Origin of the sequence: Oceanicola sp. 502str15 (assembly GCF_024105635.1) — a bacterium.
Lineage (GTDB): Bacteria > Pseudomonadota > Alphaproteobacteria > Rhodobacterales > Rhodobacteraceae > Vannielia.
In genome coordinates this window covers 287,089-312,087 of record NZ_WYDQ01000001.1, presented here as the reverse complement: position 1 = coordinate 312,087, position 24,999 = coordinate 287,089, and the positions used below count along the sequence as shown (strand labels likewise).

At 67.7% G+C, this 24,999-nt stretch carries 29 protein-coding genes and 1 other RNA gene; 17 read left to right on the top strand and 13 right to left on the bottom strand.

What is annotated here, in order from left to right:
- Positions 1 to 16: 16 nt before the first annotated feature.
- From GTH22_RS01540 to GTH22_RS01530, 3 genes are all read right to left on the bottom strand, one after another.
- Entirely contained in the window at positions 17 to 1,357 is a 1,341-nt protein-coding gene (locus GTH22_RS01540) for an 8-oxoguanine deaminase (RefSeq protein WP_252942787.1), read from the bottom strand.
- Positions 1,354 to 2,166 (bottom strand): histidinol-phosphatase, encoded by an 813-nt coding sequence (gene hisN / locus GTH22_RS01535; protein WP_252942786.1) that lies wholly within the window; start codon positions 2,164 to 2,166, stop codon positions 1,354 to 1,356. The genes GTH22_RS01540 and hisN overlap by 4 nt, the downstream gene beginning before the upstream one ends.
- 120 nt (positions 2,167 to 2,286) lie before the next feature.
- Complete coding sequence (locus GTH22_RS01530; protein WP_252942785.1) at positions 2,287 to 2,676, bottom strand: helix-turn-helix domain-containing protein; 390 nt, start codon at positions 2,674 to 2,676, stop codon at positions 2,287 to 2,289.
- Positions 2,677 to 3,004: 328 nt separating this feature from the next.
- Between GTH22_RS01530 and GTH22_RS01525 the strand changes: the two genes are divergently transcribed.
- Positions 3,005 to 3,970, top strand: coding sequence for an NADPH:quinone oxidoreductase family protein (locus tag GTH22_RS01525; protein WP_252942784.1), 966 nt, complete (start codon positions 3,005 to 3,007; stop codon positions 3,968 to 3,970).
- Here the strand turns inward: GTH22_RS01525 and GTH22_RS01520 are convergent.
- Positions 3,921 to 4,883 carry a LysR family transcriptional regulator gene (locus GTH22_RS01520; RefSeq protein WP_252942783.1) on the bottom strand — a complete coding sequence of 321 codons (963 nt, stop codon included), beginning with the start codon at positions 4,881 to 4,883 and terminating at the stop codon, positions 3,921 to 3,923. The genes GTH22_RS01525 and GTH22_RS01520 overlap by 50 nt on opposite strands.
- A 123-nt stretch (positions 4,884 to 5,006) precedes the next feature.
- Here GTH22_RS01520 and GTH22_RS01515 point away from each other — a divergent pair, with 123 nt between their 5' ends.
- The 4 genes from GTH22_RS01515 to GTH22_RS01500 all read left to right on the top strand — a co-directional run bounded on the left by GTH22_RS01515 (position 5,007) and on the right by GTH22_RS01500 (position 7,895).
- On the top strand, positions 5,007 to 5,237 hold the full coding sequence (locus GTH22_RS01515) for a DUF1127 domain-containing protein (RefSeq protein ID WP_252942782.1): 231 nt from the start codon (positions 5,007 to 5,009) through the stop codon (positions 5,235 to 5,237).
- 180 nt (positions 5,238 to 5,417) lie between these two features.
- Complete coding sequence (locus GTH22_RS01510) at positions 5,418 to 6,140, top strand: Bax inhibitor-1/YccA family protein (protein WP_252942781.1); 723 nt, start codon at positions 5,418 to 5,420, stop codon at positions 6,138 to 6,140.
- Between the two features lie 122 nt (positions 6,141 to 6,262).
- Positions 6,263 to 6,850 (top strand): TetR/AcrR family transcriptional regulator, encoded by a 588-nt coding sequence (locus GTH22_RS01505; protein ID WP_252942780.1) that lies wholly within the window; start codon positions 6,263 to 6,265, stop codon positions 6,848 to 6,850.
- Between the two features lie 67 nt (positions 6,851 to 6,917).
- Positions 6,918 to 7,895 (top strand): zinc-binding dehydrogenase, encoded by a 978-nt coding sequence (locus GTH22_RS01500; protein WP_252942779.1) that lies wholly within the window; start codon positions 6,918 to 6,920, stop codon positions 7,893 to 7,895.
- Positions 7,896 to 7,928: 33 nt separating this feature from the next.
- On the opposite strand, the gene GTH22_RS01495 is transcribed toward GTH22_RS01500, so the two are convergent.
- From GTH22_RS01495 to gatC, 8 genes are all read right to left on the bottom strand, one after another.
- On the bottom strand, positions 7,929 to 8,525 hold the full coding sequence (locus GTH22_RS01495) for an AAA family ATPase (RefSeq protein ID WP_252942778.1): 597 nt from the start codon (positions 8,523 to 8,525) through the stop codon (positions 7,929 to 7,931).
- A 48-nt stretch (positions 8,526 to 8,573) separates the two neighbouring features.
- Positions 8,574 to 9,125, bottom strand: a complete 552-nt coding sequence (locus GTH22_RS01490) for a GNAT family N-acetyltransferase (RefSeq protein WP_252942777.1) — start codon at positions 9,123 to 9,125, stop codon at positions 8,574 to 8,576.
- Positions 9,126 to 9,255: 130 nt separating this feature from the next.
- On the bottom strand, positions 9,256 to 9,423 hold the full coding sequence (gene rpmG / locus GTH22_RS01485; protein ID WP_012179442.1) for a 50S ribosomal protein L33: 168 nt from the start codon (positions 9,421 to 9,423) through the stop codon (positions 9,256 to 9,258).
- A gap of 122 nt (positions 9,424 to 9,545) precedes the next feature.
- Positions 9,546 to 9,901: RNase P RNA component class A (gene rnpB, locus GTH22_RS01480), an RNA gene on the bottom strand.
- Between the two features lie 68 nt (positions 9,902 to 9,969).
- The gene (locus GTH22_RS01475) at positions 9,970 to 10,659 is read right to left on the bottom strand and encodes an N-acetylmuramoyl-L-alanine amidase (protein ID WP_252942776.1); all 690 of its coding nucleotides are present in this window, start codon (positions 10,657 to 10,659) and stop codon (positions 9,970 to 9,972) included.
- Between the two features lie 20 nt (positions 10,660 to 10,679).
- Positions 10,680 to 11,408 carry a hypothetical protein gene (locus GTH22_RS01470; protein WP_252942775.1) on the bottom strand — a complete coding sequence of 243 codons (729 nt, stop codon included), beginning with the start codon at positions 11,406 to 11,408 and terminating at the stop codon, positions 10,680 to 10,682.
- Positions 11,409 to 11,479: 71 nt separating this feature from the next.
- Positions 11,480 to 12,967: an Asp-tRNA(Asn)/Glu-tRNA(Gln) amidotransferase subunit GatA gene (gene gatA / locus GTH22_RS01465; RefSeq protein WP_252942774.1), complete on the bottom strand. Its 1,488-nt coding sequence runs from the start codon at positions 12,965 to 12,967 to the stop codon at positions 11,480 to 11,482.
- A 2-nt stretch (positions 12,968 to 12,969) separates the two neighbouring features.
- Complete coding sequence (gatC, locus tag GTH22_RS01460) at positions 12,970 to 13,257, bottom strand: Asp-tRNA(Asn)/Glu-tRNA(Gln) amidotransferase subunit GatC (protein ID WP_252942773.1); 288 nt, start codon at positions 13,255 to 13,257, stop codon at positions 12,970 to 12,972.
- A 145-nt stretch (positions 13,258 to 13,402) separates the two neighbouring features.
- Between gatC and GTH22_RS01455 the strand changes: the two genes are divergently transcribed.
- Entirely contained in the window at positions 13,403 to 14,074 is a 672-nt protein-coding gene (locus GTH22_RS01455; RefSeq protein WP_252942772.1) for a metal-dependent hydrolase, read from the top strand.
- A 68-nt stretch (positions 14,075 to 14,142) separates the two neighbouring features.
- Here the strand turns inward: GTH22_RS01455 and GTH22_RS01450 are convergent, their stop codons facing one another.
- Positions 14,143 to 14,595 carry a nucleoside deaminase gene (locus GTH22_RS01450; RefSeq protein WP_252942771.1) on the bottom strand — a complete coding sequence of 151 codons (453 nt, stop codon included), beginning with the start codon at positions 14,593 to 14,595 and terminating at the stop codon, positions 14,143 to 14,145.
- Positions 14,596 to 14,658: 63 nt separating this feature from the next.
- Between GTH22_RS01450 and GTH22_RS01445 the strand changes: the two genes are divergently transcribed.
- The 11 genes from GTH22_RS01445 (at position 14,659) to dtd (ending at position 24,915) form a co-directional block, all read left to right on the top strand.
- Positions 14,659 to 15,456: a pseudouridine synthase gene (locus GTH22_RS01445; protein WP_252942770.1), complete on the top strand. Its 798-nt coding sequence runs from the start codon at positions 14,659 to 14,661 to the stop codon at positions 15,454 to 15,456.
- A gap of 193 nt (positions 15,457 to 15,649) precedes the next feature.
- Positions 15,650 to 16,561: a 5-bromo-4-chloroindolyl phosphate hydrolysis family protein gene (locus GTH22_RS01440; protein WP_252942769.1), complete on the top strand. Its 912-nt coding sequence runs from the start codon at positions 15,650 to 15,652 to the stop codon at positions 16,559 to 16,561.
- 28 nt (positions 16,562 to 16,589) lie between these two features.
- Complete coding sequence (locus tag GTH22_RS01435; RefSeq protein WP_252942768.1) at positions 16,590 to 17,789, top strand: toxic anion resistance protein; 1,200 nt, start codon at positions 16,590 to 16,592, stop codon at positions 17,787 to 17,789.
- 46 nt (positions 17,790 to 17,835) lie between these two features.
- A complete protein-coding gene (locus GTH22_RS01430) occupies positions 17,836 to 18,753 on the top strand; it encodes a DUF2927 domain-containing protein (RefSeq protein ID WP_371928380.1) in 918 nt (305 codons plus the stop codon).
- On the top strand, positions 18,750 to 19,508 hold the full coding sequence (locus tag GTH22_RS01425) for a hypothetical protein (protein ID WP_252942766.1): 759 nt from the start codon (positions 18,750 to 18,752) through the stop codon (positions 19,506 to 19,508). Before GTH22_RS01430 ends, GTH22_RS01425 begins: the two co-directional genes overlap by 4 nt.
- An 82-nt stretch (positions 19,509 to 19,590) precedes the next feature.
- Positions 19,591 to 20,793, top strand: coding sequence for an SPFH domain-containing protein (locus GTH22_RS01420; RefSeq protein WP_252942765.1), 1,203 nt, complete (start codon positions 19,591 to 19,593; stop codon positions 20,791 to 20,793).
- A gap of 90 nt (positions 20,794 to 20,883) precedes the next feature.
- A complete protein-coding gene (locus tag GTH22_RS01415; protein WP_252942764.1) occupies positions 20,884 to 21,354 on the top strand; it encodes a cytochrome b in 471 nt (156 codons plus the stop codon).
- A gap of 68 nt (positions 21,355 to 21,422) precedes the next feature.
- Positions 21,423 to 22,529 carry a TFIIB-type zinc finger domain-containing protein gene (locus GTH22_RS01410; protein WP_252942763.1) on the top strand — a complete coding sequence of 369 codons (1,107 nt, stop codon included), beginning with the start codon at positions 21,423 to 21,425 and terminating at the stop codon, positions 22,527 to 22,529.
- 91 nt (positions 22,530 to 22,620) lie between these two features.
- On the top strand, positions 22,621 to 23,427 hold the full coding sequence (locus GTH22_RS01405; RefSeq protein WP_252942762.1) for a nucleotidyltransferase domain-containing protein: 807 nt from the start codon (positions 22,621 to 22,623) through the stop codon (positions 23,425 to 23,427).
- 121 nt (positions 23,428 to 23,548) lie between these two features.
- Complete coding sequence (locus GTH22_RS01400) at positions 23,549 to 24,475, top strand: carbohydrate kinase (RefSeq protein WP_252942761.1); 927 nt, start codon at positions 23,549 to 23,551, stop codon at positions 24,473 to 24,475.
- A complete protein-coding gene (gene dtd / locus GTH22_RS01395; protein ID WP_252942760.1) occupies positions 24,472 to 24,915 on the top strand; it encodes a D-aminoacyl-tRNA deacylase in 444 nt (147 codons plus the stop codon). The genes GTH22_RS01400 and dtd overlap by 4 nt, the downstream gene beginning before the upstream one ends.
- Positions 24,916 to 24,999 lie beyond the last annotated feature (84 nt).

Genomic DNA, 24,999 nt, shown 5'->3' with positions numbered 1-24,999 from the left:
TCCTCACAAGCAAACCTCACCCGCCATTCGCCAGCCGCTCAACCGCCGCTGCGGCCTCCTGCGCCAGCGCCCGCATGTCCACGCCAAGGAGCACCCCCGCCTGCACCACCGCCCGCCCCTCCACGAAGAGGTCGCGCACCCGCATCGGCCCGGCCAGCAGCAGCGCGGCCCTGTCCCAATTGCCCGCGGCTTCCACGCCGCTCATGTCCCACAGGGCAAGGTCCGCCCGATAGCCCGGCGCAAGCCGGCCCAGATGCCGGCCCCGCCCCAGCACCTCCGCCCCGCCTCGGGTGGCAATCGCAAGGGCCTCCCGCGCGGGCATGGCATTGGCCCCATCGCGCACCCGCGCCATCAGCAGGGCCATCCGCGCCTCTGCGGCAAGGTTTCCGGCGTCGTTGGACGCCGAACCATCCACCCCCAGCCCCACCGGCACCCCTGCATCGCGCATCGCTCTCACCGGGGCGATCCCCGAGCCGAGGCGGCAGTTGGAGCAGGGGCAATGGGCCACGCCGGTTCTGGTGTGGGCGAACAGGTCGATCTCGGCGCTGTCGAGCTTCACGCAATGGGCGTGCCACACGTCATCGCCCACCCAGCCCAGCTCCTGCGCATATTGCCCGGGACGGCAGCCGAAGTTGGCCTGCGAATAGGCGATGTCTTCCTCGTTCTCGGCCAGATGCGTGTGCAGGCGCACGCCCTTTTCTCGTGCGAGAATGGCGGCGTCGCGCATCAGCTCGCGGCTGACCGAAAACGGCGAGCAGGGCGCGATCCCCACCTGCACCATGGCCGCCTCCGAGGGGTCGTGAAACGCATCCACCACCCGGGCGCAATCCTCCAAAATGGCCGCCTCATCCTCCACCAGCGCATCGGGCGGCAACCCGCCGCTGCTTTCGCCAATGCTCATCGCCCCCCGGGTCGCCAGAAACCGGATGCCCACCTCGCCCGCGCCCTCAATGCTGTCTTCCAGCCGCGCCCCGTTGGGGAAGAGATAGAGGTGATCCGAACTCATCGAACAGCCCGACAGCGCCAGCTCGGCGCTCGCCAGCCGGGCGGAGAGCCGAATGTCCTGCGGCGTCATCCGCCCCCAGATCGGGTAGAGCGCCTTGAGCCAGCCGAAAAGCAGCGCGTCCTGCCCGGCAGGCACGGCCCGCGTGAGGCTCTGGAACATGTGGTGATGGGTGTTCACCAGCCCCGGCGTGACAAGGCAGCCCTCGGCGCCCAGCACTTGCGCATCTCCCGCCGCCAGCCCCGGCCCGATCTCTTCGATCACCCCGCCGCGTAGACGAATGTCCAGCACCCCCTCCCGGCCGGCATCATCCATGCAAAGCACGTGCCCGCCGCGGATGAGCCGATGGGTCATGCAGCCTGCTCCGCCAGCAGCGCCATCGCGGCACGGTGCAGCTCGGGCGTGGCCGCCGCCAGCGCCTGCCCGCCCTCATGCACCGGGCCGCCCTGCCAATCGGTCACGACCCCGCCCGCCGCCTCGATCACCGCAATCGGCGCGGCGATGTCGTAGCTTTGCAGCCCCGCCTCGATCACAAGGTCGATCTGCCCGAGGGCAAGCAGCGCATAGGCGTAGCAATCCAGCCCGTAGCGGGTGAGCCGCGCCTGCTGCGCCACCCGGCGGAAGGCCGCGCCCTCCGCGCCCGTGCCGACCTCGGGAAAGGTGGTGAAAAGCGTCGCCTGATCCAGCGCCACCCCCTCGCGCACCTTCAGCGGCGTCTCGCCCCGCGGCCCCACCAGCCGCGCCGCACCCAGCCCGCCCTCGAAGCGCTCGGCCATGTAGGGCTGGTCGATGATGCCGTAGAACGGGCCACGCGCATCCTGCAGGGCAATCAGCACGCCCCAGCTCGCCGTGCCGGAAATGAAGGCGCGGGTGCCGTCGATCGGATCGAGGATCCATGTCAGCCCGCTTGTGCCCTCCTGCCGCCCGAACTCCTCGCCCAGAATGGCATCCTGCGGGCGGCGTCTGGCCAGCACCGCCCGAATGGCCTCCTCCGCGGCGCGGTCGGCCACCGTCACCGGGTCGAACCCGCCCGGCCCGGCCTTGTTGTCGGGCGTCATCGCCGTGCGGAAATGCGGCAGGATCGCCGCGCGGGCGGCCTCGGCCATTTCTGCCGCGCAGGCCCGCAACTCCGCTGCCTCCTGCTCCGTGATCTCTTCGCGCATCATCTGCCGCCCCCGCTTTGCCCCAGCCTTACCCCACCCCGCCAAACGAGAAAAGCGCCCCGGCAGCGGGGCGCTTTTTTCGGACTCGCAATACTGGTCATCTCCGCGTGGTGGCGCGGCTCAGTTCACATCGCTCAGAACGCGGGCAAGGTCGAAAAGCCGGCGGCGCTGGCTTTCGGGGATGGCGTAGTAGCTGCGCACAAGCTCCAGTGCCTCGCGGTCACCCAGGATATCGCCCGGCACCGCCTCACCGTTGTCGGCGGCTTCGGATCTGGCCACTTGGGGCATGTCCTCGCTGAGACCTTCGAAGAAGAACGAGATCGGCACATCCAGGGCATGGGAAATGTCCCAGAGGCGAGAGGCGCTGACCCGGTTCATCCCGGTTTCGTATTTCTGGATCTGCTGAAACTTGATGCCGACCTTCTCGGCAAGCTGTTGCTGCGTCATCCCGACCATCCACCGGCGGTGGCGGACTCTTTTGCCCACATGAATGTCGACCGGATGTTTCATAAACGTCTCCTTGAATTTCTTCTTCTTTAAGACCTAAGTAGCAACTTCCGTGCCAAATGCGCGGCGTGGTATGGAATTCTTTACCAAGCCGTCGGATTTTTTATCATGTGCTTAGAAAACAGGGGGTTATAAATCCATTCCGGCGGGGCAACCATGGCACAATCCGCCCTCTCCGGCAAGTTTACCTGCTTTACGCGATGCAATTTGCGGTTGCATATAGTTCACTAAGCAAACCATCGCAAAATGCAATTGCAAAACGCTAATATCCACAGGATTGCGCAAGTCCAGCGCAAGTCCTACTCAAGGTGCGCAATCGGAGGGAGCATTGATGAAGGCCTATCGCGTCACACAAGCCGGCGAACGCCCACAACTTGTCGATGTATCAACACCCGCCCCGGCACCCGGAGAGGTCGCCGTTGAAATCGCCGCCTGCGGGCTCAACTTCGCCGATCTGTTGATGGTCGAAGGCACCTATCAGGACACGCCCCCCGCCCCCTTCACGCTCGGCATCGAGCTGGCGGGCACCGTCACCGCGCTTGGCGAGGGAGTCGAGAGCCTTGCGCCCGGAGACCGGATCGGGGTGTTCGGCGGGCGCGGCGGGCTGGCCGAGGCCGGATGCTTTCCCGCAGATCGCTGCCTCAAGCTGCCCGAGGCCATGCCCTTCCACATCGCCGCCGCCTTCCTCGTCGCCTATGGGACATCACACCTCGCTCTGGCGCACCGGGCACGGCTCACGGCCGGGGAGCGGCTGGTCGTGACCGGCGCGGCGGGCGGTGTCGGCCTGACGGCGGTGGAGCTCGGCGCCCGGCTCGGCGCCGAGGTGGTGGCCATTGCCCGCGGGGCCGACAAGCTCGAGGTCGCCGCCAAGGCCGGCGCCACCCACCTGATCGACGCCACCAGCGAAGACATCCGCGGCCAGCTCAAGGCGCTCGGCGGCATCGACGTGCTCTATGACACCGTGGGCGACCCGCTCTTTACCCAATGCTTCCGCGCCGCGCGGCCCGAGGCGCGGCTTCTGGCCATCGGCTTTGCCGGAGGCAAGGTGCCCCAGATCAAGGCCAATCACCTGCTCGTCAAGAACATTACCGTCATGGGCCTGTACTGGGGCGGCTACATGGGCTTTGCGCCCGAGGTGCTCACCGGCTCCCTCGCGGACCTGCTGAAGCTCTGGGAGGGGGGTGGCCTGCACCCCCATGTCTCGCACCGCCTCCCCCTGACCGGGATCGACGAGGCGATGGACCTGATCAGGACGCGGCGCTCGACCGGTAAGGTTGTTGTTGAGCCACGGCGCTGATCGCTTCGCCGATCACGCCGCTGTCGCCAACCGGCACCGGGCTCATGCCCGTCCCCGGCAGCCGGCCCGCGTAAGCGCGGCGCAGCAGTTCGGCCAGCGCCTCTTCCGCCGGGTTCTTGATCCGGTTCGCGCCATATAGGTTGATGCGGAACGAGCGCAGCTCGGGCAGCGCCCCGCCGTGGCAGATCGGCTCGGTGGTGGCCGGGTGCATCCCCTCCAGCATGGCATGAACGGCGAGGTCGGCGTTCACCGTGGCCTCGACCGTGCGCGCCGAGTTGGAGCTGACCTGCATCTGCCAGGGCACCCCGGCCTCATCCAGCGCCCGATGCACGATGGGCTTGAAGAAGCATTTGTCCTCGAAGGCGAGCGGCAGCGGGCGACGGCGCCACGCGCATCCGCCTGGGGCGCCCACCCAGATCAGCGGCACCTCCCGCAGCGTCTCCCCGCCCTCGTCAACACCGTCTTCGGTGGTCACGATCATGTCGCACTCGCCGCGCCCGTAGTCTTCCTTCAGGCTGCGGGTGAATGACGAAACCAGATGCACCCGCACCCGCGGAAACTCGGCCGCAAAGCGTTGCAGCAGGCGCGGGATGTATCCGAGCACGATATCATGGGGCACACCCAGCACGATCTGGCCCTCGAACTCTTCCGCCGTCAGCCGGGTGATGGCCTCGTCGTTCAGCGCCAGCATCCGCCGCGCATAGCTGAGAAGCTGCTCGCCCGCGGGGGTCAGCGCGATCTGGCGCTGCGACCGGTCCAGCAGCTTCTCGTCCAGCGCCTCTTCCAGCCGCTTGAGCTGCATCGACACCGCAGATTGGGTCACGTTGAGCTGCCCTGCCGCGCGGGTAACGCCGGCACAATCGGCAACGGTCACGAAGCTGCGCAGGGCCGTAAGGTCAAGGTTGCGGGGCATCATCAATCTCCGTGATGGGTCCGTTCAAGATTATTCGTTTTAAATATGCCACCCGCTACAGCATATATCAACCATCCTGATCGAACACACCGCAACGTTCACAGAAAGCAAAGGAACGGACCCATGAGCACCCACGTCTCCCCCCTCTCCTCCGGCGCACTGTCCGGATGCCACCCTGCCACCCGCAGCGGCCTGCTGGCCCGCGCTCTGGGCATGCTCGCCCTGCGCCGTCAGCGCCTGGCCCTCGCCCGGCTCGACGCCACGTTGCTCAAGGATATCGGCATTTCCGCCGAAGAGGCCCGGTCCGAATCCACCCGCCGCCTCTGGGACGTTCCCCCGGGCTGGCGGACCTGATCCCGCCAACCCCCGAGAGCGGCGCTTTCCCCCGAGGGCGCCGCTCTCGAAAACTTTGGATCGAAACAACCCGTTTCCCTGTCAGAACCTCTTGAAATGTAGGCCGTTCGTGCCGATATTTGTCCCAAAGCCGTGCACCCGATGGTGTGCAGCTGCGAACCTGTGCAATTGGAGGCATGAATGGCAGAGTATGAAACGATCCGCTCAGTAGGCGTTGGCGCCCGCTCCGCAGAGATCGATGCGGGCCTGAAAGCCCATATGAACAAGGTCTACGGGACCATGTCCGTGGGCCTTCTGCTCACCGCGGCCGTGGCCTGGGCCATCGGCAACAACGACGCGATGATCCAGCAGATCTTCGCAACCCCGCTTCGCTGGGTCGTGATGTTTGCCCCGCTCATCATGATTTTCGCCTTCGGCGCGATGGTCAACAAGATGTCTGCCGCAGCCGCGCAGCTCTTCTTCTACGCCTTCTCCGCCGTCATGGGCCTGTCGATCTCCTGGATCTTCGCCGCCTACACCGACTTCTCGATCGCCCAGACCTTCCTGGTCACCGCGATCGCCTTCGCCGGTCTGTCCCTCTGGGGCTACACCACCAAGAAGGACATCTCGGGCTGGGGCAGCTTCCTGATCATGGGTGTCATCGGCATCCTGGTGGCCTCGATCATCAACATCTGGCTGCAAAGCCCGGGCATGATGTTCGCCATCTCGATCCTCGGCGTGCTGATCTTCGCAGGCCTCACCGCCTACGACACGCAGAACATCAAGAACACCTACATCGCCCACGCGGCGCATGGGGACCAGGAATGGCTCGGCAAGGCCGCCATCATGGGCGCGCTCAGCCTCTACCTGGACTTCATCAACATGTTCATGTTCCTGCTCTCGCTGATGGGCGGCCGCGAATAAGCCAGCCTCACAGGCCAAAACAGATCAACCCGCCGGTGAGAACCGGCGGGTTTTTTCTTGCCCGGCTATTTGTTTTGCCCTGGCACTAGACGACCGGTCTATTAGCGCCTAGATGCCCCCCCATGACCGAGCCAAGCAAATCCGACCAGACCCGCGCCCGCATCCTCGCCACAGGCCGCGCCCTCGTGCTGGCGCGTGGCTTCGGCGGTGTCGGGCTGAAAGACATCCTCGCCGCCGCAGGTGTGCCCAAGGGCTCCTTCTACTACTACTTCCCCTCCAAGGAGGCCTTCGGCTGCGCCTTGCTGGATGGCTACGTGCAAGAATACCTCGCAGCCCTCGACGGGCTGATCGCCCTCCCCGAGCCCGCCGCGGCGCGGATGGCCCGCTACTTCAACGCCGCGCTTGGCACCGAAGCCGCCACCATGGCCGACCGCTGCCTCGTGGTGAAGCTCGCCGCCGAGATTGCAGACCTCTCCGAAGACATGCGCCAGATCCTCGATGCGGGCGTGGCGCAGGTCTGCGCCCGCCTTGCCCTCCTGCTGCGCGAGGGCGCCACCGATGGCTCCCTCGCCTCGCACCCCGATCCCGAGCGCAGCGGCGCCATGCTCTATGCCCAATGGCTGGGCGCGGCGATCCACGCCAAGCTCTCCCGCAGCCGCACCCCGCTTGAACAGGCGATGGAAGACACCCGCGCGCGGTTTTTTACCTGAGCCGCACCACAGCAGAAACCGAAAGACTGCGCATCCGTTGGGTGCGCAAGACAGAAAGGACTTCCCCATGAAAGCCATCACCTACACCCGCTTTGGCGAACCCGCCGATGTGCTGCAAACCTCCGATATCCCCACCCCCGAGCCCAAGGCCGGCGAGGTGCGGATCACCATGAAGCTCTCCCCGATCCACAACCACGATCTGTGGACCGCCCGTGGCACCTACGGCTACAAGCCCGAGCTGCCCGCCGTCGGCGGCACCGAGGCGCTGGGGATCATCGAAGCCCTCGGCGAGGGGGTCGACAGCGCCCTGCTTGGCAAGCGCGTGGTGGCCGCCGGGGTCCACGGGGCCTGGGCCGAGCAGTTCATCGCCCCTGCCGCCGCCGTGGTCCCCCTGCCCGATGCCATCCCCGACGCGGCCGGGGCGCAGCTTGTCGCCATGCCGATCAGCGCCCTCGCCCTGCTGGAATATCTCAAGGTGTCCGAGGGCGATTTCGTGGTTCAAACCGCCGCCAACGGCACCGTCGGCAAGATCTTCGCCGAACTGGCCAAGTCGCGCGGCATCCGCACCCTCAACCTCGTGCGCCGGGCAGAGGCGGTGGCCGAGCTGGAAGAGATGGGCATCGACAACGTGCTCACCACCTCCGACCCGGATTGGACCGCCAAGGCGCGTGACATCCTCGGCAAGACCGGCGCCCAAGCCGCGATCGACAGTGTCGGCGGCCCCATCGTGGCCGACATCGCAGACCTTCTGGGCACCGACGGCACGCTCGTTGTCTTCGGCACGGCCACCGGCGAGCCGCTTCAGCTTCGGGCCGGTTCGGTGATCTCGCGACATCTCACGGTCAAGGGGTTCTGGGGCTCCCGCGTGATGAACGAGATGGAGGGCAGCGAGAAGGCCCGCCTCATTGGCGAGCTGGTCACGCTCGCTGCCAAGGGCGCGCTTCACCTGCCCTCGGGCGGGGAGTTCTCGCTTGATGAACCGGTCGACGCCGTGAAGGCTTCGCTCACCCCCGGACGGAGCGGCAAGATCCTGCTGCGGGGCTGACCCCACGCGCATGTCGAAGAAGGGCCGGTAGCGTCACGCCGGCCCCGGCTGCGAGGTGGAGCCATCCGCGCCCTGCGGCCCCTCCTCCAGCGCCTGCCGAACAGGCGCCTCCCCTGCCCTGATACGCTCCAACCAGCCACGCACCTCGCGCCGCGAGCGCAGATGCACCACCGCAAGATGCGCGGGCGGATGCGCCACCATCTCCGCAATCCGCGCACGGGAGGTGTTCCGCGTGCGCCAGATCCAAAGCCAGAAGTCGAGCGCCCCGCGATCCAGCCGCTCCACGCAGCCCTCCGGCAGATCGGGACGCGACTTGCCAAGGTATTGCACCTGCCGCCGCATCACCCGAAACAGCCGCAGGCCGATGGGCAGGTCGAGCCACACCAGCATGTCGGCCCGCGCCATCCGCTGGGCATAGGTCCGCGAATGGTTGCCCTCGAAGATCCAGCGCGGCTTGCGATGGACCTCCTCGCTCATCCAGCTCTTCACTTCCGGCTCGCGCTGCTTCCAGCCCGGGCCGTAATGGATGTGATCCATGTGGAAGACAGGCAGACCCGTAGCCACCCCCAGCGCCCGCGCCAGGGTGGATTTGCCCGAACCGGGCCCTCCTACGATCATAACCCGTTCCATCCCTGCAATTCTGCGACGCAGCACGATTCTTCGCAAGTGCGGCGCAGATCACATTTCGCAACACATCTGGATCGCCGCAAACTCCAGCCCCGGCGTCAGCGTCACAAGGATCTCGCCCTGCTCGACAAACCCCAGCTCGGCATAAAAGCGGCGCGCAGTCAGCGTGGAGTAACACATCATCCGCCGCACCCCGGCCTCATGGGCATCAAAGAGCGTATGCTCCATGATCGCGCGGCCCACCCCGCGACGCGCGGCCTCCGGAAGCGTGGCCACGTGGCGGATGTGCCCCACCTGCCGCGGCCCGGTCGCGCCTCCACCGGGGGCATGAAAGGTCCAGCCGCCGGCCGCAAGCAGCCCCTCGCCCGTGTCGGCAAGGTAGTAGGTGCCACAGGAGAGCAGCGAGGCCCTCGGCCGCGAGATATAGGGCAAGGCGGCGGCGAGGGCCTCTGCCGGGTAGTCCGGCGCCAGCAGGGTTCCGTAGGAGGTGGCCAGCAGCTTGCCCACCGCCTGCACGTCGCCCATGCGGGCGGCGCGAATGGTAAAGGGCGGCACGGCGGGGCGCGGAATAGGTCCGGGCGTTTCGCTGTGATGGGTCTGCATGGTCTGGCCTCCTTGTGACCTGGTTCGGGGAGGAGGCTCGCGGGGTCTGCTGGCTGTGTTCGTCAAAGAAAAACCGCGCGAGCCTTGGGGCGTCGCGCGGTTTCTAAGCTTTTCCGTGGAGTGGAGGGGCTTACTTGATCTTGCCTTCCTTGTATTCCACGTGCTTGCGCGCGACCGGGTCGTATTTGCGTACGACCATCTTCTCGGTCATGGTGCGGGCGTTCTTTTTGGTCACGTAAAAGTGGCCGGTGTCGGCAGTGGAGTTCAGCCGGATCTTGATGGTGGTCGGTTTGGCCATCTTTTTCGTCCTCTTGCGGGGGGAGCGCGCACGGGGGCACTCCGCAGGTGTATCTTGGAGCCCGCCTTTTACCCGGGCGGGGGGCCGAGTCAACCTCCCCCGGCGGGGATCGGCAAAAATAATCGCGCGGATGGCCTGTAAGCCGGATTCTGTCCGCCCTTTCGGGCGGGGTGGCCATTCATCTAAGGCCGGGATCGCTCCCGGCCCTCTAGCTGCCAACCCGAGCCCCGAGGCCGAAGCGGCCCATGTGAGGCTCCTATTTGGCATTGCTCCCGGTGGGGCTTGCCGTGCCGGTCCGGTTGCCCGTCCCGCGGTGGGCTCTTACCCCACCGTTTCACCATCACCCTGCAAGCAGGGCAGTCTCTTCTCTGTGGCGCTTTCCGTCGGGTTGCCCCGCCCGGGCGTTACCCGGCACCGTCGCTTCATGGAGTCCGGACTTTCCTCGAGGGTTGCCCCCCGCAGCCACCCGGCCATCCGCGCGATCGCCCGGATAGGCGAGAAGCCGGGTCCGGTCAAGCGTAGGGCGGGACTTGTCCCGCCTTCCGCTTACACCAGCGCCGCGTCCGGGTCTGCCGGAAACCGCGCCGCAAGATCCGCGATCCGGGCACAATCCACCCCGTCGAGTTCCCCGCTCACGCCGGGACGGAACCGGTCGCGAAAGGCCCGCAGCAGCACCTCGGGCGTCACCTCCGCCGTGTAGCCGAACACCCGCGCATCCTGCATGAACCTGTCCCAACCCGCCGCGCCCGCGCCCTGCGCCTCGCTCCACACCGCAAGCCCCTGCACCGCCAGCCGTCGCCAGTCGAAGCGCGGGCCGGGGTCGATCTTGCGGCCCGGGGCAATGTCGGAATGGCCGATCACCCGGCAGGGGGGCACACCCCAGCGTGCCATGATGGCCTCGACCAGTGCTTCCACGCTGCGCATCTGCGGCGCGGCAAAGGGCTCCTTCGCGGCATTGACGATCTCGATCCCGATCGAGCGCGAATTCACATCTTCGCAGCCCCCCCAGCGCCCGGCCCCGGCATGCCAGGCCCGCAGCTCCTCATCCACCATCTGCCAGACCTCGCCCTGCGGGCTGACGACATAATGCGCCGACACCTCCGCCTCGGGGGTGGCCAGCCGTTTCAGAACGGTCTCGGTGTCGGACATGGCGGTGTAATGCAGCAGCACGATATCAGGCCGCGCGCCCTCCCGCCTCTCGCCCTGGTTTGGCGTCGGATACTGCCGGACCTTCACCAGTGGGGCCCCCGCCCCGCTCAGCCCTTGGCGGCGCGGAACGGGCGCGGATCCCAGCCACAGGCAAAGCCGTCGCCGTCCGGGTCCATCCCCAGCTTGTCCTTCTCCGGCCCACCCGCCGACAGAAACGCCTGCTGGGCAAGCGCGGCGGACGACTGGTCACGACAGGCCCGGTCATGCTTGCGCTGGCTGGTGAAGCCCCGGCGATAGATCTTCTGGCCCGGCAGGTTGGTGGTCGACAGGGCGTATTCCGCAAGGTTCGGCCCGGTGTCCTGCGGGCGCGAGGGCAGCGCCGTTACCGGCGCCTGCTCGAACTGGGCGCGCTGTTGCTGGATACGCTGGGCATCGCTGGCGATCGACTCGCGCGACGCAACGGCATCGAAGGATTGTTCGTCGGAAATCCGCGCGCTGCCACCCGTTCTGGGCGCGGCGGCGGTCTGCACGGGTGCAGGCGCCGGGGCCGCAGGGGTGATCACCGATGCGGCAGCCGTGGGCGTCCGCCCCAGCGCGGCGTCGATCTCGGCGGCACTGGGCGCTCCGGTCGCCGCGGGCGCATCTGCCGAGGGGCTGGCCGCAGCCGAAGCCACCGGCCCGCCAGCCGGCGCCGTCGCCGGGGCAACCGACGTCTGGCGCTGCGATGTCGCCAGCGCCGTGTCGCGTCTCAACTGGGCCTGGTAGCTGTCATAGTCGCCAAATCCGACGCCCGCACCACTGTCGGGAACGGCCGGATCACAGGCGGCAAGCGCCAAAACTGCACACAGGGGAAGCCATGCTCGCATGGAAAAACTCTCTGCTCTCTTTTTTGCCTCTGGACGGTGTTTTACCACCATTTGCCCGGTTTGGCCACAAATCCGGCCGCACGTTCCAGTGCGTAAGCCGTGTTCAGAAGGTCGCCCTCCTCCCACGGCCGCCCGATGAGTTGCAGCCCTAGCGGCAGCCCCTGCTTGTCGAGCCCGGTGGGCAGCGCAATGCCCGGCAGCCCGGCAAGGTTGACCGTCACGGTGAACACATCGTTGAGATACATCTGCACCGGATCCGCCGAGGCCATCTCGCCCAGCCCGAAGGCCGAGGACGGGGTGGCAGGCGTCAGGATCGCGTCGACCCCGGCGGCAAAGACCTCGTCAAAGTCCCGCTTGATCAGGGCGCGCACCTTGCGGGCGCGGTTGTAATAGGCGTCGTAATAGCCGGCGGAGAGCACATAGGTGCCCACCATCACCCGGCGTTTCACCTCGGCGCCAAAGCCCTCGGCGCGGGTCTTTTCATACATCGCCTCGATGCCATCCCCCTGCGCCAGCCTGGCCCGGTGGCCAAAGCGCACGCCGTCGTAGCGGGCGAGGTTGGAAGAGGCCTCGGCGGGCGCAATCACGTAGTAGGTCGGCAGGGCATACTTGGTGTGGGGCAGCGAAATATCGCGAATCTCCGCCCCCGCCGCCTTCAGCATCGCCGTGCCCTCGTCCCAGAGCGCGCCGATCTCCTCGGGCATTCCCTCCATTCGGTATTCCTTCGGAATCCCGATCACCTTGCCCTTGATGTCGCCGGTCAGCATGGCCTCGAAATCGGGCACGGCCAGATCGGCGGAGGTGCTGTCCTTCGGGTCATGCCCGGCCATGGCGCCGAGCATGATCGCGCAGTCGCGCACGTCCTTTGTCATCGGCCCGGCCTGATCGAGCGAGGAGGCAAAGGCGATGATGCCCCAGCGGCTCACGCGGCCATAGGTGGGCTTGAGGCCGGTGATGCCGGTGAAGGCGGCAGGCTGGCGGATCGAGCCGCCGGTGTCGGTGCCGGTCGCGGCAAGGCAGAGGTCCGCGGCCACGGCGGAGGCAGAGCCACCCGAAGAACCACCCGGCGTCAGCGCCGCCTCGTCATTGCCCCGCCGCCACGGATTGACCGCATTGCCATAGGTCGAGGTCTCGTTAGACGACCCCATGGCAAACTCGTCCATGTTCAACTTGCCCAGCATCACCGCGCCAGCCTCGAAGAGCTGGCTGGTGACGGTGCTCTCATACTCCGGCTTGAACCCACCAAGGATCGCCGAGGCGGCCTGGCTCTCCACACCCTTGGTGCAGAACAGATCCTTGATGCCCAGCGGAATCCCGCACATCGCAGGCGCATCGCCCGCCTTGATCCGCGCATCGGCGGCCTTCGCCTGCTCCAGCGCGACTTCCGGCGTGTGGTGCACAAAGGCATTCAGCGCCCCCGCCCCCTCGATGGCCGAAAGGCAGGCCTCGGTGATCTCGACAGAGGTGGTCTCTCCCGCCTTCAGCGCGTCGCGCGCCCCGGCAATGGTCAGCTTGGTCAGATCGCTCATGTTCACTCCACCACCTTCGGCACCGCAAAGAAGCCCTCGCGGGCGTCGGGGGCATTGGCCAGCACGGCCTGCGGCTGGTTGCCGTCCGTCACCACATCCTCGCGCCGCTTCAGGCGCTGCGGCGTGACCGACACCATCGGCTCCACGCCCTCCACATCCACTTCCGAGAGCTGCTCGATGAAGCCGAGGATGGCATTGAACTCTCCGGCCAGCGCGGGCAGGTCTTCTTCGGGCACCGCGATGCGGGCCAGATGCGCCACGCGGCGGGCGGTTTCGGTGTCGATCGACATGGGGCGAGACTCCTATCGTCTGTCGCCCGCCCGTTTATCGCCCGCGCCGTGAGGCTGCAAGCGGTGGCCTTCCTCTCTTCGCGCTCTGGACCTGCCGAGGGGGCCGCCCTACCTTCGCCGCGCAACAGGCAATCGGAGGCTCCACATGAAACTCACCTGGCTCGGACACGCTGGCTGGCGGCTCGAAGCGGAGGAGGCGGTCATCCTGATCGACCCCTGGCTTGACGGAAACCCGACCTTCCCGGCGGAGCGCAAGGCAGAGGCGCTCGAGGGCGCAACCCACATCCTGCTGACCCACGGCCACGGCGACCACGCAGGCGGCGTGCCCGAGATCGCAGCCGAGAAGGACATCGAGATATTCACCATGGTCGAGCTCGCCGGGCTGCTCGAGGGTGTGAAGGCGACGGGCTTCAACAAGGGCGGCACGGTCGACCTCGGCGGCGTGAAGGTCACGATGGTCCCCGCCTCTCACTCCAGCGCATACAACGGCAATCCGGCCGGGTCCGAGGTGGGCTACGTGCTCAAGGGCGACGGAAAATGCGTTTATTTCTCGGGCGACACCGGGATCATGGCCGACATGGAGTGGATCGGCGCCTATTTCGAGCCCGATATCGGCATTCTCTGCTGCGGCGGCTTCTACACCATGGACATGGAGCAGGCCGCCTGGGCCGCGAAGCGCTACTTCGACTTCGAAACCGTGATCGCCTCGCATTACAAGACCTTCCCGGCGCTGGCTCAGGATGCCGAGGCTCTAAAGAAGGGCCTGAAAGGGGTGGATGTGTTGGAGCCGGAGGTCCTGGTGGCCATCGAGCTCTGAACGCCCGGGCCGAGTCTCCCGGCTGGCCCCCTCGGACGTATTTTCAGCAAGAAAATGAACAGGGGGGATCAGCCGCGGCGGCGCGCGAAGAACGCCTTGAGCAGCGCGGCGGCCTCGTCTTCGGCAATGCCGCCGATGACCTCGGGCGCATGATGGGCCTGCGGGTGACTGAAGACCCTTGCCCCGTGATCGACCCCGCCCGACTTCGGGTCGGCTGCGCCATAGACCACGCGTGCGATCCGGGCAGCGGCGATGACGGCGGCGCACATGGCGCAGGGCTCCAGCGTGACGTAGAGCACATGGCCCGGCAGCCGCTCTGAGCCGTTGGCGGCGCAGGCGTGCCGGATCACCAGCATCTCGGCGTGGGCCGAAGGGTCTGCCATCTCGCGGGTGCGGTTTCCCGCGCGAGCCACCACCGCGCCCTCGGGCGAGACCAGCACCGCCCCCACCGGCACCTCGCCGCGCGATGCCGCCGCGCGCGCCTCCTCCAGCGCCGTTTCCATATGGCTCGTAAAGCTCATCCCCTTCCCCTGCCCCGCCCCTGCGCCCTTGGCAAGCCTTTCGCGCAGGGATAGAGCGGGGCCATGGCAGACAAACCTCCAAGCAAGACCCCCGCGGGCGACCGCATCGCCAAGGTGCTGGCCCGCGCCGGCCTCGCCTCGCGCCGGGAGGCCGAAAAGATCGTCGAAGCCGGCCGCGTGACCGTGAACGGCAAGATCATCGACAGCCCCGCGCTGAACGTGACCGAGGCCGATACCATCACCGTCGACGGCAAGCCCCTCGCCGCCCCCGAGCCGCCCCGGCTCTGGCTCTATCACAAGCCCGCCGGCCTCGTGACCACCGAGCGTGACGAGAAGGGCCGCGAGACGGTCTTCGCCAACCTGCCCGAGGACATGCCCCGCGTAGTCAGCGTGGGCCGGCTCGACCTCAACTCCGAGGGCCTGCTGCTGCTGACCAACGATGGCGATATCAAGCGGCGGCTGGAGCTGCCCTCCACCGGCTGGGTGCGCAAGTATCGCGTGCGTCTGCACGGCACACCGGAGGATGCCGATTTCGAGCCGCTGCGGCGCGGGCTCACCGTCGAGGGCGTGAAATACCAGCCGATGACCATCACCCTGGATCGCCAGCAGGGGTCCAACGCCTGGGTTACCGTCAGCCTGCGCGAAGGCAAGAATCGCGAGATTCGCCGGGCGATGGAGGCTGTGAACCTCACCGTGAACCGCCTGCTGCGGGTGTCCTACGGCCCCTTCCGGCTGGGCGACCTGAAGGCCGGCGCGGTCGAGGAGATCAAGGCCCGCGTGCTGCGCGACCAGCTCGGGCTGGACCCCGAGTTCCAACCCGCCCCCGCCCCCAAGAAAAAGCCCCAGCGCCGCCGCCGCTAGCCGCCGTCCCTTGCGGATGCACGGCGCGTGCCGATCCATGCTGGCCCGCAGAAAATCATTCGCTTATAAGCGAAGACAGGCGCCAGCTCGGCGCGGGTGGGTGAGATATGTCATCAGACGGCTTGCAGAAACTGAGCTTTGCGCTGCTCTTGGCGCTGATGCTCTACGCCGCCTTTACCGGCGGGGGGGCCTGATGGCCGAGCGCTACGGCGGAAAGTTCAGCCCGCAGGGCTCGAAGGCCGGCGAAGCGGGCGTGAAATCCGCGCCCGATGCGCCGAAGGTCTCCGCCATGGCGCCGCGCTTTGCCGGGGCCAGCCGGGCCCGCGCCGGGATGCGCTCGAACCTGATGTTCGTCGTTCCGCTGATCTTCCTCTGGCACGCCTTCACCTCCGACGCGACCGGCCTTGCGGCTTACCTCGTCGCCACCGGCCTGCTGCTCGGCGCGGCATGGCTCACCCGCGAGGGGCTGAAGGCGCAGGAAGCCTGGGAAAGCCGCAAGGTCGCCCGCCGCCCTGCGGTGCCGCGCAAGATCTTCGGCTCGCTGCTCACCGGGGCCGGGCTCGCACTGGTCGGGCTCGCCGGACACGGGGTGCTCGAGGCGGTGATCTTCGGCGTGCTCGGCACCGGGCTGCATGCCGCCGCCTTCGGGCTCGATCCGATGTCGGACAAGGGGATGGAGGGCATCGACCTTCGCGCGCAAGACCGCGTTGCCCGCGCCGTGGACGAGGGCGAGGCCCATCTGGCCGCCATGGCAGATGCGGTCAAACGCGCCGGCGACCGGGGCGTGGCCGACCGCGTGGCCCGGTTCTCCGAAACCGCCCGCACCATGTTCCGCACCGTCGAGGAAGACCCGCGCGACCTGACCGCCGCCCGCAAGTTTCTGGGCGTCTACCTGATGGGCGCCCGCGACGCGACGGTGAAGTTCGCCGACATCTACAGCCGCTCCGGCGATGCCCAGGCCAAGGCCGATTACCTCGCCCTGCTCGACGAGATGGAAACCAACTACGCCCAGCGCACCGAAAAGCTGCTGCTGGACGACAAGACAGACCTCGACATCGAAATTGAAGTGCTGCGCGACACGTTGCAGCGTGAAGGGGTGCGTTAAGCGCCGCGTAACAAGGAGATCAGGGACAATGGAACAGGAAGTTCACGCCAAGGCGAAAGAGACGCTGGCGCAGGTCGAGGAAGTCAACGCCGTGGTTCTGCCCGAGCCGGTCGAGGCCAATGCCGTGGTGCCGCTCGCCGAGGCCGACCCGGCGCTCTCTGCCGAGATCACCAAGCGCATGGGCGAGCTGGACATGTCCGACACCGGCTCCATCGTCAACTTCGGTTCCGCCGCGCAGGCCGAGTTGCAGACCATCTCCCAGGCCATGCTCTCCGATGTGAAGAACAAGGATGTCGGCCCGGCGGGCGATGGCCTGCGCAAGATGGTCACCACCATCCGCGGCTTCTCGGTCTCCGAGCTGGACGTGCGCCGCAAGCGGTCGTTCTGGGAAAAGCTGCTGGGTCGCGCCGCGCCCTTCGCCAACTTCCTGAGCCGCTTCGAAGACGTGCAGGACCAGATCGACAACATCACCACCGAGCTTCAGGGCCATGAGCACAAGCTGCTCAAGGACATCAAGTCGCTCGACGTGCTCTATGAGAAGACCCTCAGCTTCTACGACGAGCTGGCGCTCTACATCGCCGCCGGCGAGGCCAAGATCGCCGAGCTCGACGCCACCACCATCCCCGCCAAGGAGGCCGAGGTGGCCGCCGCGCCGGAGAACGAAGGCGTGATGAAGGCCCAGGAGCTGCGCGACCTGCGCGCCGCCCGCGACGACCTCGAGCGCCGGGTGCATGACCTCAAGCTGACCCGCCAGGTCACCATGCAATCGCTTCCCTCCATCCGGCTGGTGCAGGAGAACGACAAGAGCCTCGTCACCAAGATCAACTCGACCCTGGTCAACACCGTCCCCCTCTGGGAGACCCAGCTGGCACAGGCGGTGACCATCCAACGCTCCGCCGAGGCCGCCGAGGCGGTGCGCTCGGCCAATGACCTCACCAATGAGCTGCTGACCCAGAACGCCAAGAACCTGCGCGAAACCAACGCCAAGATCCGCACCGAGATGGAGCGCGGCGTGTTCGACATTGAGGCAGTGAAAACCGCCAATGCCGAGCTGGTGGCCACCATCGAGGAAAGCCTGCAAATTGCCGACGAGGGCAAGCGCAAGCGGGCCGAGGCCGAGCAGGAACTGCAGAAGATGGAACACGAGCTCAAAGAAACGCTGGCCTCCGCAAAGGCCCGCAAGACCGGACTCGGCGATGCGGCGGGCACCGCCGTTTCCGACAGCTGAAAGGGGCCGCAACTTGCGCCTGAAGACCATGCTTTCGGGGGCGGCGATGATGATCGCCGCTCTTGCCCTCACGGGCTGCGACGAGCTGCCGGGCCCTCAGCCCGAGCCCACGCCCCCCGAGTCCCCGGCGCCGCCCGCGCCGCGCCCCAAGGAGCCCTCCGAGTCCAGCCGTGCGGCGACCCGGCACTATGCCCGCGTGCAATCCGACCTGCTCGCACGCGGCCTGCTGCGCCGCGACGGCGGCGGCCCCGATACCCCCTTTTCCGACCGGCAACTGACCGAGAACTTCATCCGCATCGCGCTGTTCGATGAATACGTCTCGCGCGGCGGCACCCTCGTCGCCCAGCAGTCCGAGTCGAGCCTGCGCCGCTGGGATCAGCCGATCCGCTTCGGCCTGCGCTTCGGCGAAACCGTGCCCGAGGCCCAACGCGCCAAGGACCGCGCCAGCGTCGCCAGCTACGTGCGCCGCCTCTCCCGCGCAACCGGCCACCCGATGTCGATGGCCTCGGGCAACGGCAACTTCACTGTGCTGATGCTGAACGAGGATGAACGCGCCGCCATCGGCCCCGAGCTTCAGCGCCTCGTGCCCGGCATCGACCGTGCCGCCATCCGCACCATCGAGAACCTGCCGCGCGACACGCTCTGCCTCGTGTTCGCCACCACCACCGGCACCAGCTCGGTCTACACCCGCGCCGTGGCGATCATCCGCGCCGAGCACCCCGACCTGCTGCGCCTCTCCTGCATCCACGAGGAGCTGGCACAGGGCCTCGGCCTCGCCAACGACAGCCCCGAGGCCCGCCCGTCGATCTTCAACGACGACGAGGAGTTCGGCCTGCTGACCACGCAGGACGAGATGATGCTGAGGATCCTCTACGACAACCGCCTCCGCCCCGGCATGACGGCGCTGGAAGCCAAGCCCATCGTCAAGCAGATCGTGGCCGAGGCCATGGGCGGGCGCGTGTGATCCAAGCGGGGCAGCCCACGCGCTGCCCTGCCGCCGCAGCATCTGCCCTGATCCGCGCCACCCTCGCCGCCCTCTCCCTCACCGCCGCCCTTCCCGCATGGGCCGACACCGACTGCGAAGCCGAGGCCGCAACCCGCCTTCCCCCCGCGCTCGCCGCGCAGGCCACCGAGTGCCGGGTGCACGGGCTGCTCTCCCCCGTTCTGGGCGAGGCTACCCTCTACAGCGCCAACCCGGAGGCCCCGCGCCCGCTGACACAGGTGCCGATCGCCCGCGGCGTTGTGCTTCTGCGGAGCTTTCTGTGGCACGGCCAGCCGGTCTTTCTGCTCGGCCAGCCGCCTGAAGCACCTGCCATCCCGCGCGCCATCGGCTCCGTCCCCGAGGCCCCGGCCCTCCTGATCCTCGACACCGGCGAGATCCTCGCCACCCACCTCCAGAACCAGGGCCCCCTGCGCCCCCCCAAATCCTCCGACCCGGCACTGCTGATCGCGCCCCGCTACAAGCCGCTCGAAAGCTTTGCCGACTGGGCCACGGACCGCCTCATCGGTGAGCCCGGGCAAAGCCCCCTTGCCAGTCTCGCCCGCGAGGCCCCCGGCCCGCTGGTGCTCCTGCCCCTCGGCGCGGGCCGCGATCTGCCTTCGGCCCTTGTGCTCCTGCCCCATCCCCCGCCCGCCGGTCTGCTCACCGCCCTCGGCCTTCCCGACGCGGGCAGCGGCGCCACCTTCCTCGCGCCGCCCGCCGCGCCGCAAAACCCCTAGCCCCCGGCCCCCGCCGCGATAGGCACTGGCCAGCCCGGCGCACTCGGCTATAGTCACCGCATTAACTTTTCAGGAGGCCGCCATGGGCATTCTCGATTTTCTCTCAGGCGAATTCATCGACGTCATCCATTGGACAGACGACACCCGCGACACGATGGTCTGGCGCTTCGAGCGTTATGGGCACGAAATCAAGTATGGCGCCAAGCTGACCGTCCGCGAAGGACAGGCCGCCGTGTTCATCCACGAGGGCCAGCTGGCCGATGTGTTCTCCCCCGGCATGTACATGCTGGAAACCAACAACATGCCGATCATGACCAAGCTCCAGCACTGGGACCATGGCTTCCAGTCGCCGTTCAAGAGCGAGATCTATTTCGTCAACACCACCCGCTTCAATGACAACAAGTGGGGCACCAAGAACCCGGTCATGCTGCGCGACCCCGAGTTCGGCCCCACCCGCATCCGCGCCTTCGGCACCTATTCGGTGAAGGTCTCCGATCCGGCCCTCTTCATGCAGGAAATCGTCGGCACCGATGGCGAGTTCACCTCTGACGAGATCACCTTCCAGACCCGCAACATCATCGTGCAGGAAGCCTCCCGCGTGATGGCCGGCTCCGGCATCCCGGTGCTCGACATGGCCGCCAACACCGCCGACATGGGCAAGCTGATCTCGGCCGAAGTCTCCAAGACCCTGGCCGAATACGGCATGACCATGCCCGAACTCTATATCGAGAACATTTCCCTGCCCCCCGCCGTCGAGGAGGTGCTCGACAAGCGCACCTCCATGGGCGTGGTCGGGGATCTGGGCAAATACACCCAGTTCGCCGCCGCCGAAGCGATGAGCGCCGCCGCCGCCAACCCCTCGGGGGGCAATGGCATGGGCGCAGGGCTCGGCATGGGCATGGGCATGGCAATGGCCAACCAGATGGGTCAGGCGATGAACCCGCAGGGCTACGGCCAGCAGCCCCAGCCCGGCCCCTGGGGCACCCCGGCCCACGGCACCGCCATGCCCGGCGGCCAGCCCGGCTACGCCCCCGCGCCAACCCACGCCGCCCCGCCCCCGCCGCCGCCTCCGCCGGTCGAAAAGCTCTGGCACGTGGCCTCGGGCGGCGCGACCGAAGGCCCCTTCTCCAAGGCCCGCATGGGCCGCATGGTGCAGGAAGGCAGCCTCACCCGCGACAGCACGGTCTGGACCGCCGGGCAGGACGGCTGGCTGAAAGCCGGCGACATCCCCGAACTCGCCCAACTCTTCACCATCCTCCCCCCACCCCCGCCGCCCGGGGTGTAACGGCCGGAGGCCTTGGGCCCCGATCTCATGTGAGCATATCCGCCGCGCACCCCACCCAGGGGGCGCGGCGTCGTCCTTCAAGGAGCCCCCATGCCCCGCCCCACCAGCTACTCTCGCCTCCAGGTCATCCTCCACTGGCTCGTGGTAATCCTCATCATCGCCGCCTTCCTGCTCTCCGACCAGATGGACGACTGGGAAGACATGCCCGCCGACGCCGCCCTGCCGCTGCACGGCATCCTCGGCCTCACCGTCTTCTTCCTCATGCTCGCCCGCCTCGTGCTGCGCCTCTTTCACGGCGCCCCGCCCCCGCCCGAGGCCGACCCGGCCTGGCAGAAGCGGGTGGCCGAGGCGACCCACTGGGCGCTCTATGCGCTGGCCATCGCCACGCCGTGGTCGGGGGGCTTTGCCTTCTACCTGCGTTGGGAAGAGGCCGCCGATGTGCACGAGCTGCTGAAAACCCTGCTCCTGCTCACCGCCGCCGCCCATACCGCCGCCGCGCTCTACCACCAGTTCATCCTCCGCGACGGCCTTCTCGCCCGCATGGGCCTGCGGCGCGGATAGCCCCCTAGCCCCGCCCCGCACCTTGGCCTAACCTGCGGCCAACCCATTCCATCCCAAGCGCGATTTCCATGACCGACACCTCCGTGACCGCCAACGAAGAACACCGCTTCCCCTGCCCCGCCTGCGGCGCCGACATGCGCTTCGATCCCGCCTCGGGCGCGCTGCAATGCGACCATTGCGGCCACCGCGAGGAAGAGGCGCGCGACACGAAGGCCCCGCCCGCCATCGAGGAGCTGGACTACAAGGCCGCGCTCGCCGCACAGCTCCCCGAAGCGGAGATGGAGGAAACCCGCGTCATTCAGTGCGATAGCTGTGGCGCTCAGGTCGAGTTCGACCCCGACTCCCACGCCGCCGAATGCCCCTTCTGCGCCACCCCCATCGTCACCGACACCGGCACCCACCGCCACATCAAGCCCCGCGGCCTTTTGCCCTTCGCGCTCAAGGAGGAACAGGCCCGCGACGCGATGAACGCATGGCTCGGCAAGCTCTGGTTCGCGCCCGGCGGACTTCAGCAATACGCCCGCAAGGGCCGCCGGATGCAGGGCATCTACGTGCCCTTCTGGACCTACGACGCCGACACCAAGTCGCGCTATACCGGCATGCGCGGGGTCTATTACTACGAAACCAAAACCGTGATGCGCGACGGCAAGCGCACCCAGCAGCGGGTCCGCAAAATCGCATGGACCCCGGTGAAGGGCCGGGTCGCCCGCTGGTTCGACGATGTGCTGGTGCTCGCCTCCAAATCCCTGCCCAAGAAGTATACCGACGGCCTCCAGCCCTGGAACCTCACCGAGCTGGAACCCTACGCGCCCCATTTCCTCGCCGGTTTCCGCGCCGAGGGCTATCAGGTGGAGCTGCCCGAGGGCTTCGAGGAGGCAAAGGCGATCATGGAGGCCACCATCCGCCGCGATGTGCGCTTCGACATCGGTGGCGACCAGCAGCAGATCACCACCCTCTCCACCGAGATGCGCGACATCACCTTCAAGCACGTGCTCCTGCCGGTCTGGCTGGCGGCCTACAAGTACAAGGGCAAGAGCTACCGTTTCGTGGTCAACGGCCAGTCGGGCAAGGTGCAGGGCGAGCGGCCCTGGTCGGCCTGGAAGATCGCCTTCGCCGTTCTGCTGGGCCTGATCGTGGCCGGGGGCATCGGCTACGCCGTGGCGATGAGCCAGTAAAACCGGGGGGCGCGCGGCGCCAGTCTGCGGCCAAGGCGATTTTGCGCCGATGCCGGATGACAACCCGGCGCGCGCGGCCTAAATCCCTGTCATGACATGGCTTTCCCACCCCGACGCCGCCCTCGTCCGTGGCGCAACCGAAGTGCTCTCGTCAACCGAAGAGCTCGATGCGCTGTTTCTCGCCGGCAGCCACGGGCGCGGTTCGGCCGACGATTTCTCCGACATCGACCTGCTCGCCGTAGCCCACCCGGGCGGCGAGGCGGCGGTGGCGGCGGCGCTCGAAACCTGGCTGAAGGCCACGGCCGGGCTGGCCTACTGGCAGGCGCATTTCGGCGGCCGGCTCATCAATGCCATCACCTCCAACTGGCGCCGGATCGACCTGTCCTTCGTGGCACAGGACGCGCTCAAGGCCCGCCCCAAAAACACCCTCATCCCGCTGCACGACCCCGAGGGCCTGCACAGCCTGCTCGCCCCGCCGCGCGGCCCCGTCGCGCCCTCGCCGCAGAAGGTCACAGCGCTGACGCTCGAGTTTCTCCGCGTGCTCGGCCTGCTGCATGTGGGGGCCGGTCGCGGCGAATGGGTGCTGCTGGTCAAGGGCCTCGGCCTGTTGCGCGACATGCTGGTGGATCTGATGCTCGAAGAGGTCGCGGAGCCCGAGAAGGGCGGAATCCTCCACCTCTCGCGCCTGCTCCCCGAGGCCGACATGACCCTGCTGCTAAACCTGCCCTACCCCGGCCCCGAGCGCGCCGCCCTGTTCAAGGGCTACACCGCCATCGCCGAGGCTTTTCTGCCCCGCGCCAAGGCCCTGCATGCGCGGCTCGAACTGCCATGGCCCGCCGATTTCGAGGCCGCCACCCGCGATGTGCTGCGCCGCGAGCTGGCGCTGGAGCTTTCCTAGGGCGGGACTTGTCCCGCCATCCGCGCCATCTGCACCACCGCCCTTGCGCCCTGCCCCCGCTTTCGGCTAGAGCCGATGCAAACAAGACATTGTTAGCGGTAACACACCCCGGAGACGCCCGATGATCATCTGCGCAGGCGAAGCCCTGATCGACATGCTCCCCCGCAGCGGCAGCGCCGGCGAGTCGATGTTCCTGCCGGTCTGCGGCGGCTCGGTCTACAACACCGCCATCGCGCTGGGGCGGCTCGGCTCGGCCTCCGGGCTGGTCTCCGGCGTCTCCACCGACATGTTCGGCGCGCAACTTGTGGAGGGCCTCGCCGCCTCCAAGGTCTCCCCCGATCTGCTGATCCGCTCCGATCGCCCCACCACCCTCGCCTTTGTCCGCCTCACCGACGGGCAGGCGGAATATGCCTTCTTCGACGAGGGCAGCGCCGGGCGCATGATCCGCGTGCGCGACCTGCCCGCCCTGCCCCGCGCCGCCAAGGCGCTGTTCTTCGGCGGTATCTCCCTTGCGGTAAAGCCCTGCTGCGACACGTATTTTTCCCTCATGAAGCGCCACTCCAAGAGCAAGCTCATCATGATGGACGTGAACGTGCGCCCTGATTTCATCCCCGACGAGGCCGAGTATCGCGCCCGCACCGAGGCCATGCTCGCCCATACCGACATTCTCAAGCTCTCCGATGAAGACCTGCGCTGGATGTTCGGCGATGCCGACCCCGCCGCCCATGCCGAGGAGCTGCTGGCCAAGGGGCCAAAGATGATCTGCGTCACCGAGGGCGCCAAGGGCGTCACCGCCTACCTCGCCTCCGGGGCGCATACCGTGCTGGCCGAGCGGGTCGAGGTGGTCGATACCGTCGGCGCGGGCGACACCTTCAACGCCGGGGTGCTGGCCGGGCTCGACCGCGCCGGGGCGCTCTCCAAGAAGGCGCTGGCCGAGGGTCTGCCCAAGGAGGTGGTGATCGACGCGCTCCGCCTCGGCACCCGCGCCGCCGCCGTGACCGTGCAACGCGCCGGGGCCAACCCGCCCTGGGCCGCCGAACTGGCATGAGGGCGCTGCTGCAACGGGTGCTGGAGGCCTCCGTCACCGTCGAGGGCGAACGGATTTCCGAGATCGGGCCGGGCCTGCTGGTGCTGGTCTGCGCGATGGAGGGCGATACCGAGGCCGAGGCCGAAAAGCTGGCCGCCCGGGTCGCCAAGCTGCGGATCTTTCAGGACGAGGCGGGCAAGATGAACCGGGCGCTGACCGATGTGGGCGGCGCCGCGCTCGTCGTCAGCCAGTTCACCCTCGCCGCCGACACCCGCCGCGGCAACCGCCCCGGCTTCTCCACCGCCGCCGCCCCCGAGCAGGGCCGCGCCCTCTACGAGCACTTTGCAACCTCGCTCGCCGGGCTTGGTATCCCGGTCCAGCGTGGCCGCTTTGCCGCCGACATGAAGGTGGCCCTCGTCAATGACGGCCCCATCACCATCTGGCTCGACACCGCCGCCTGAGCCGCTGGCCGGTCATCGGCCACGGGCCACGCCACCTTGCGCCCGGTGGTGGGCCGCGCTAGAACCACAGTCTGTTATAACATA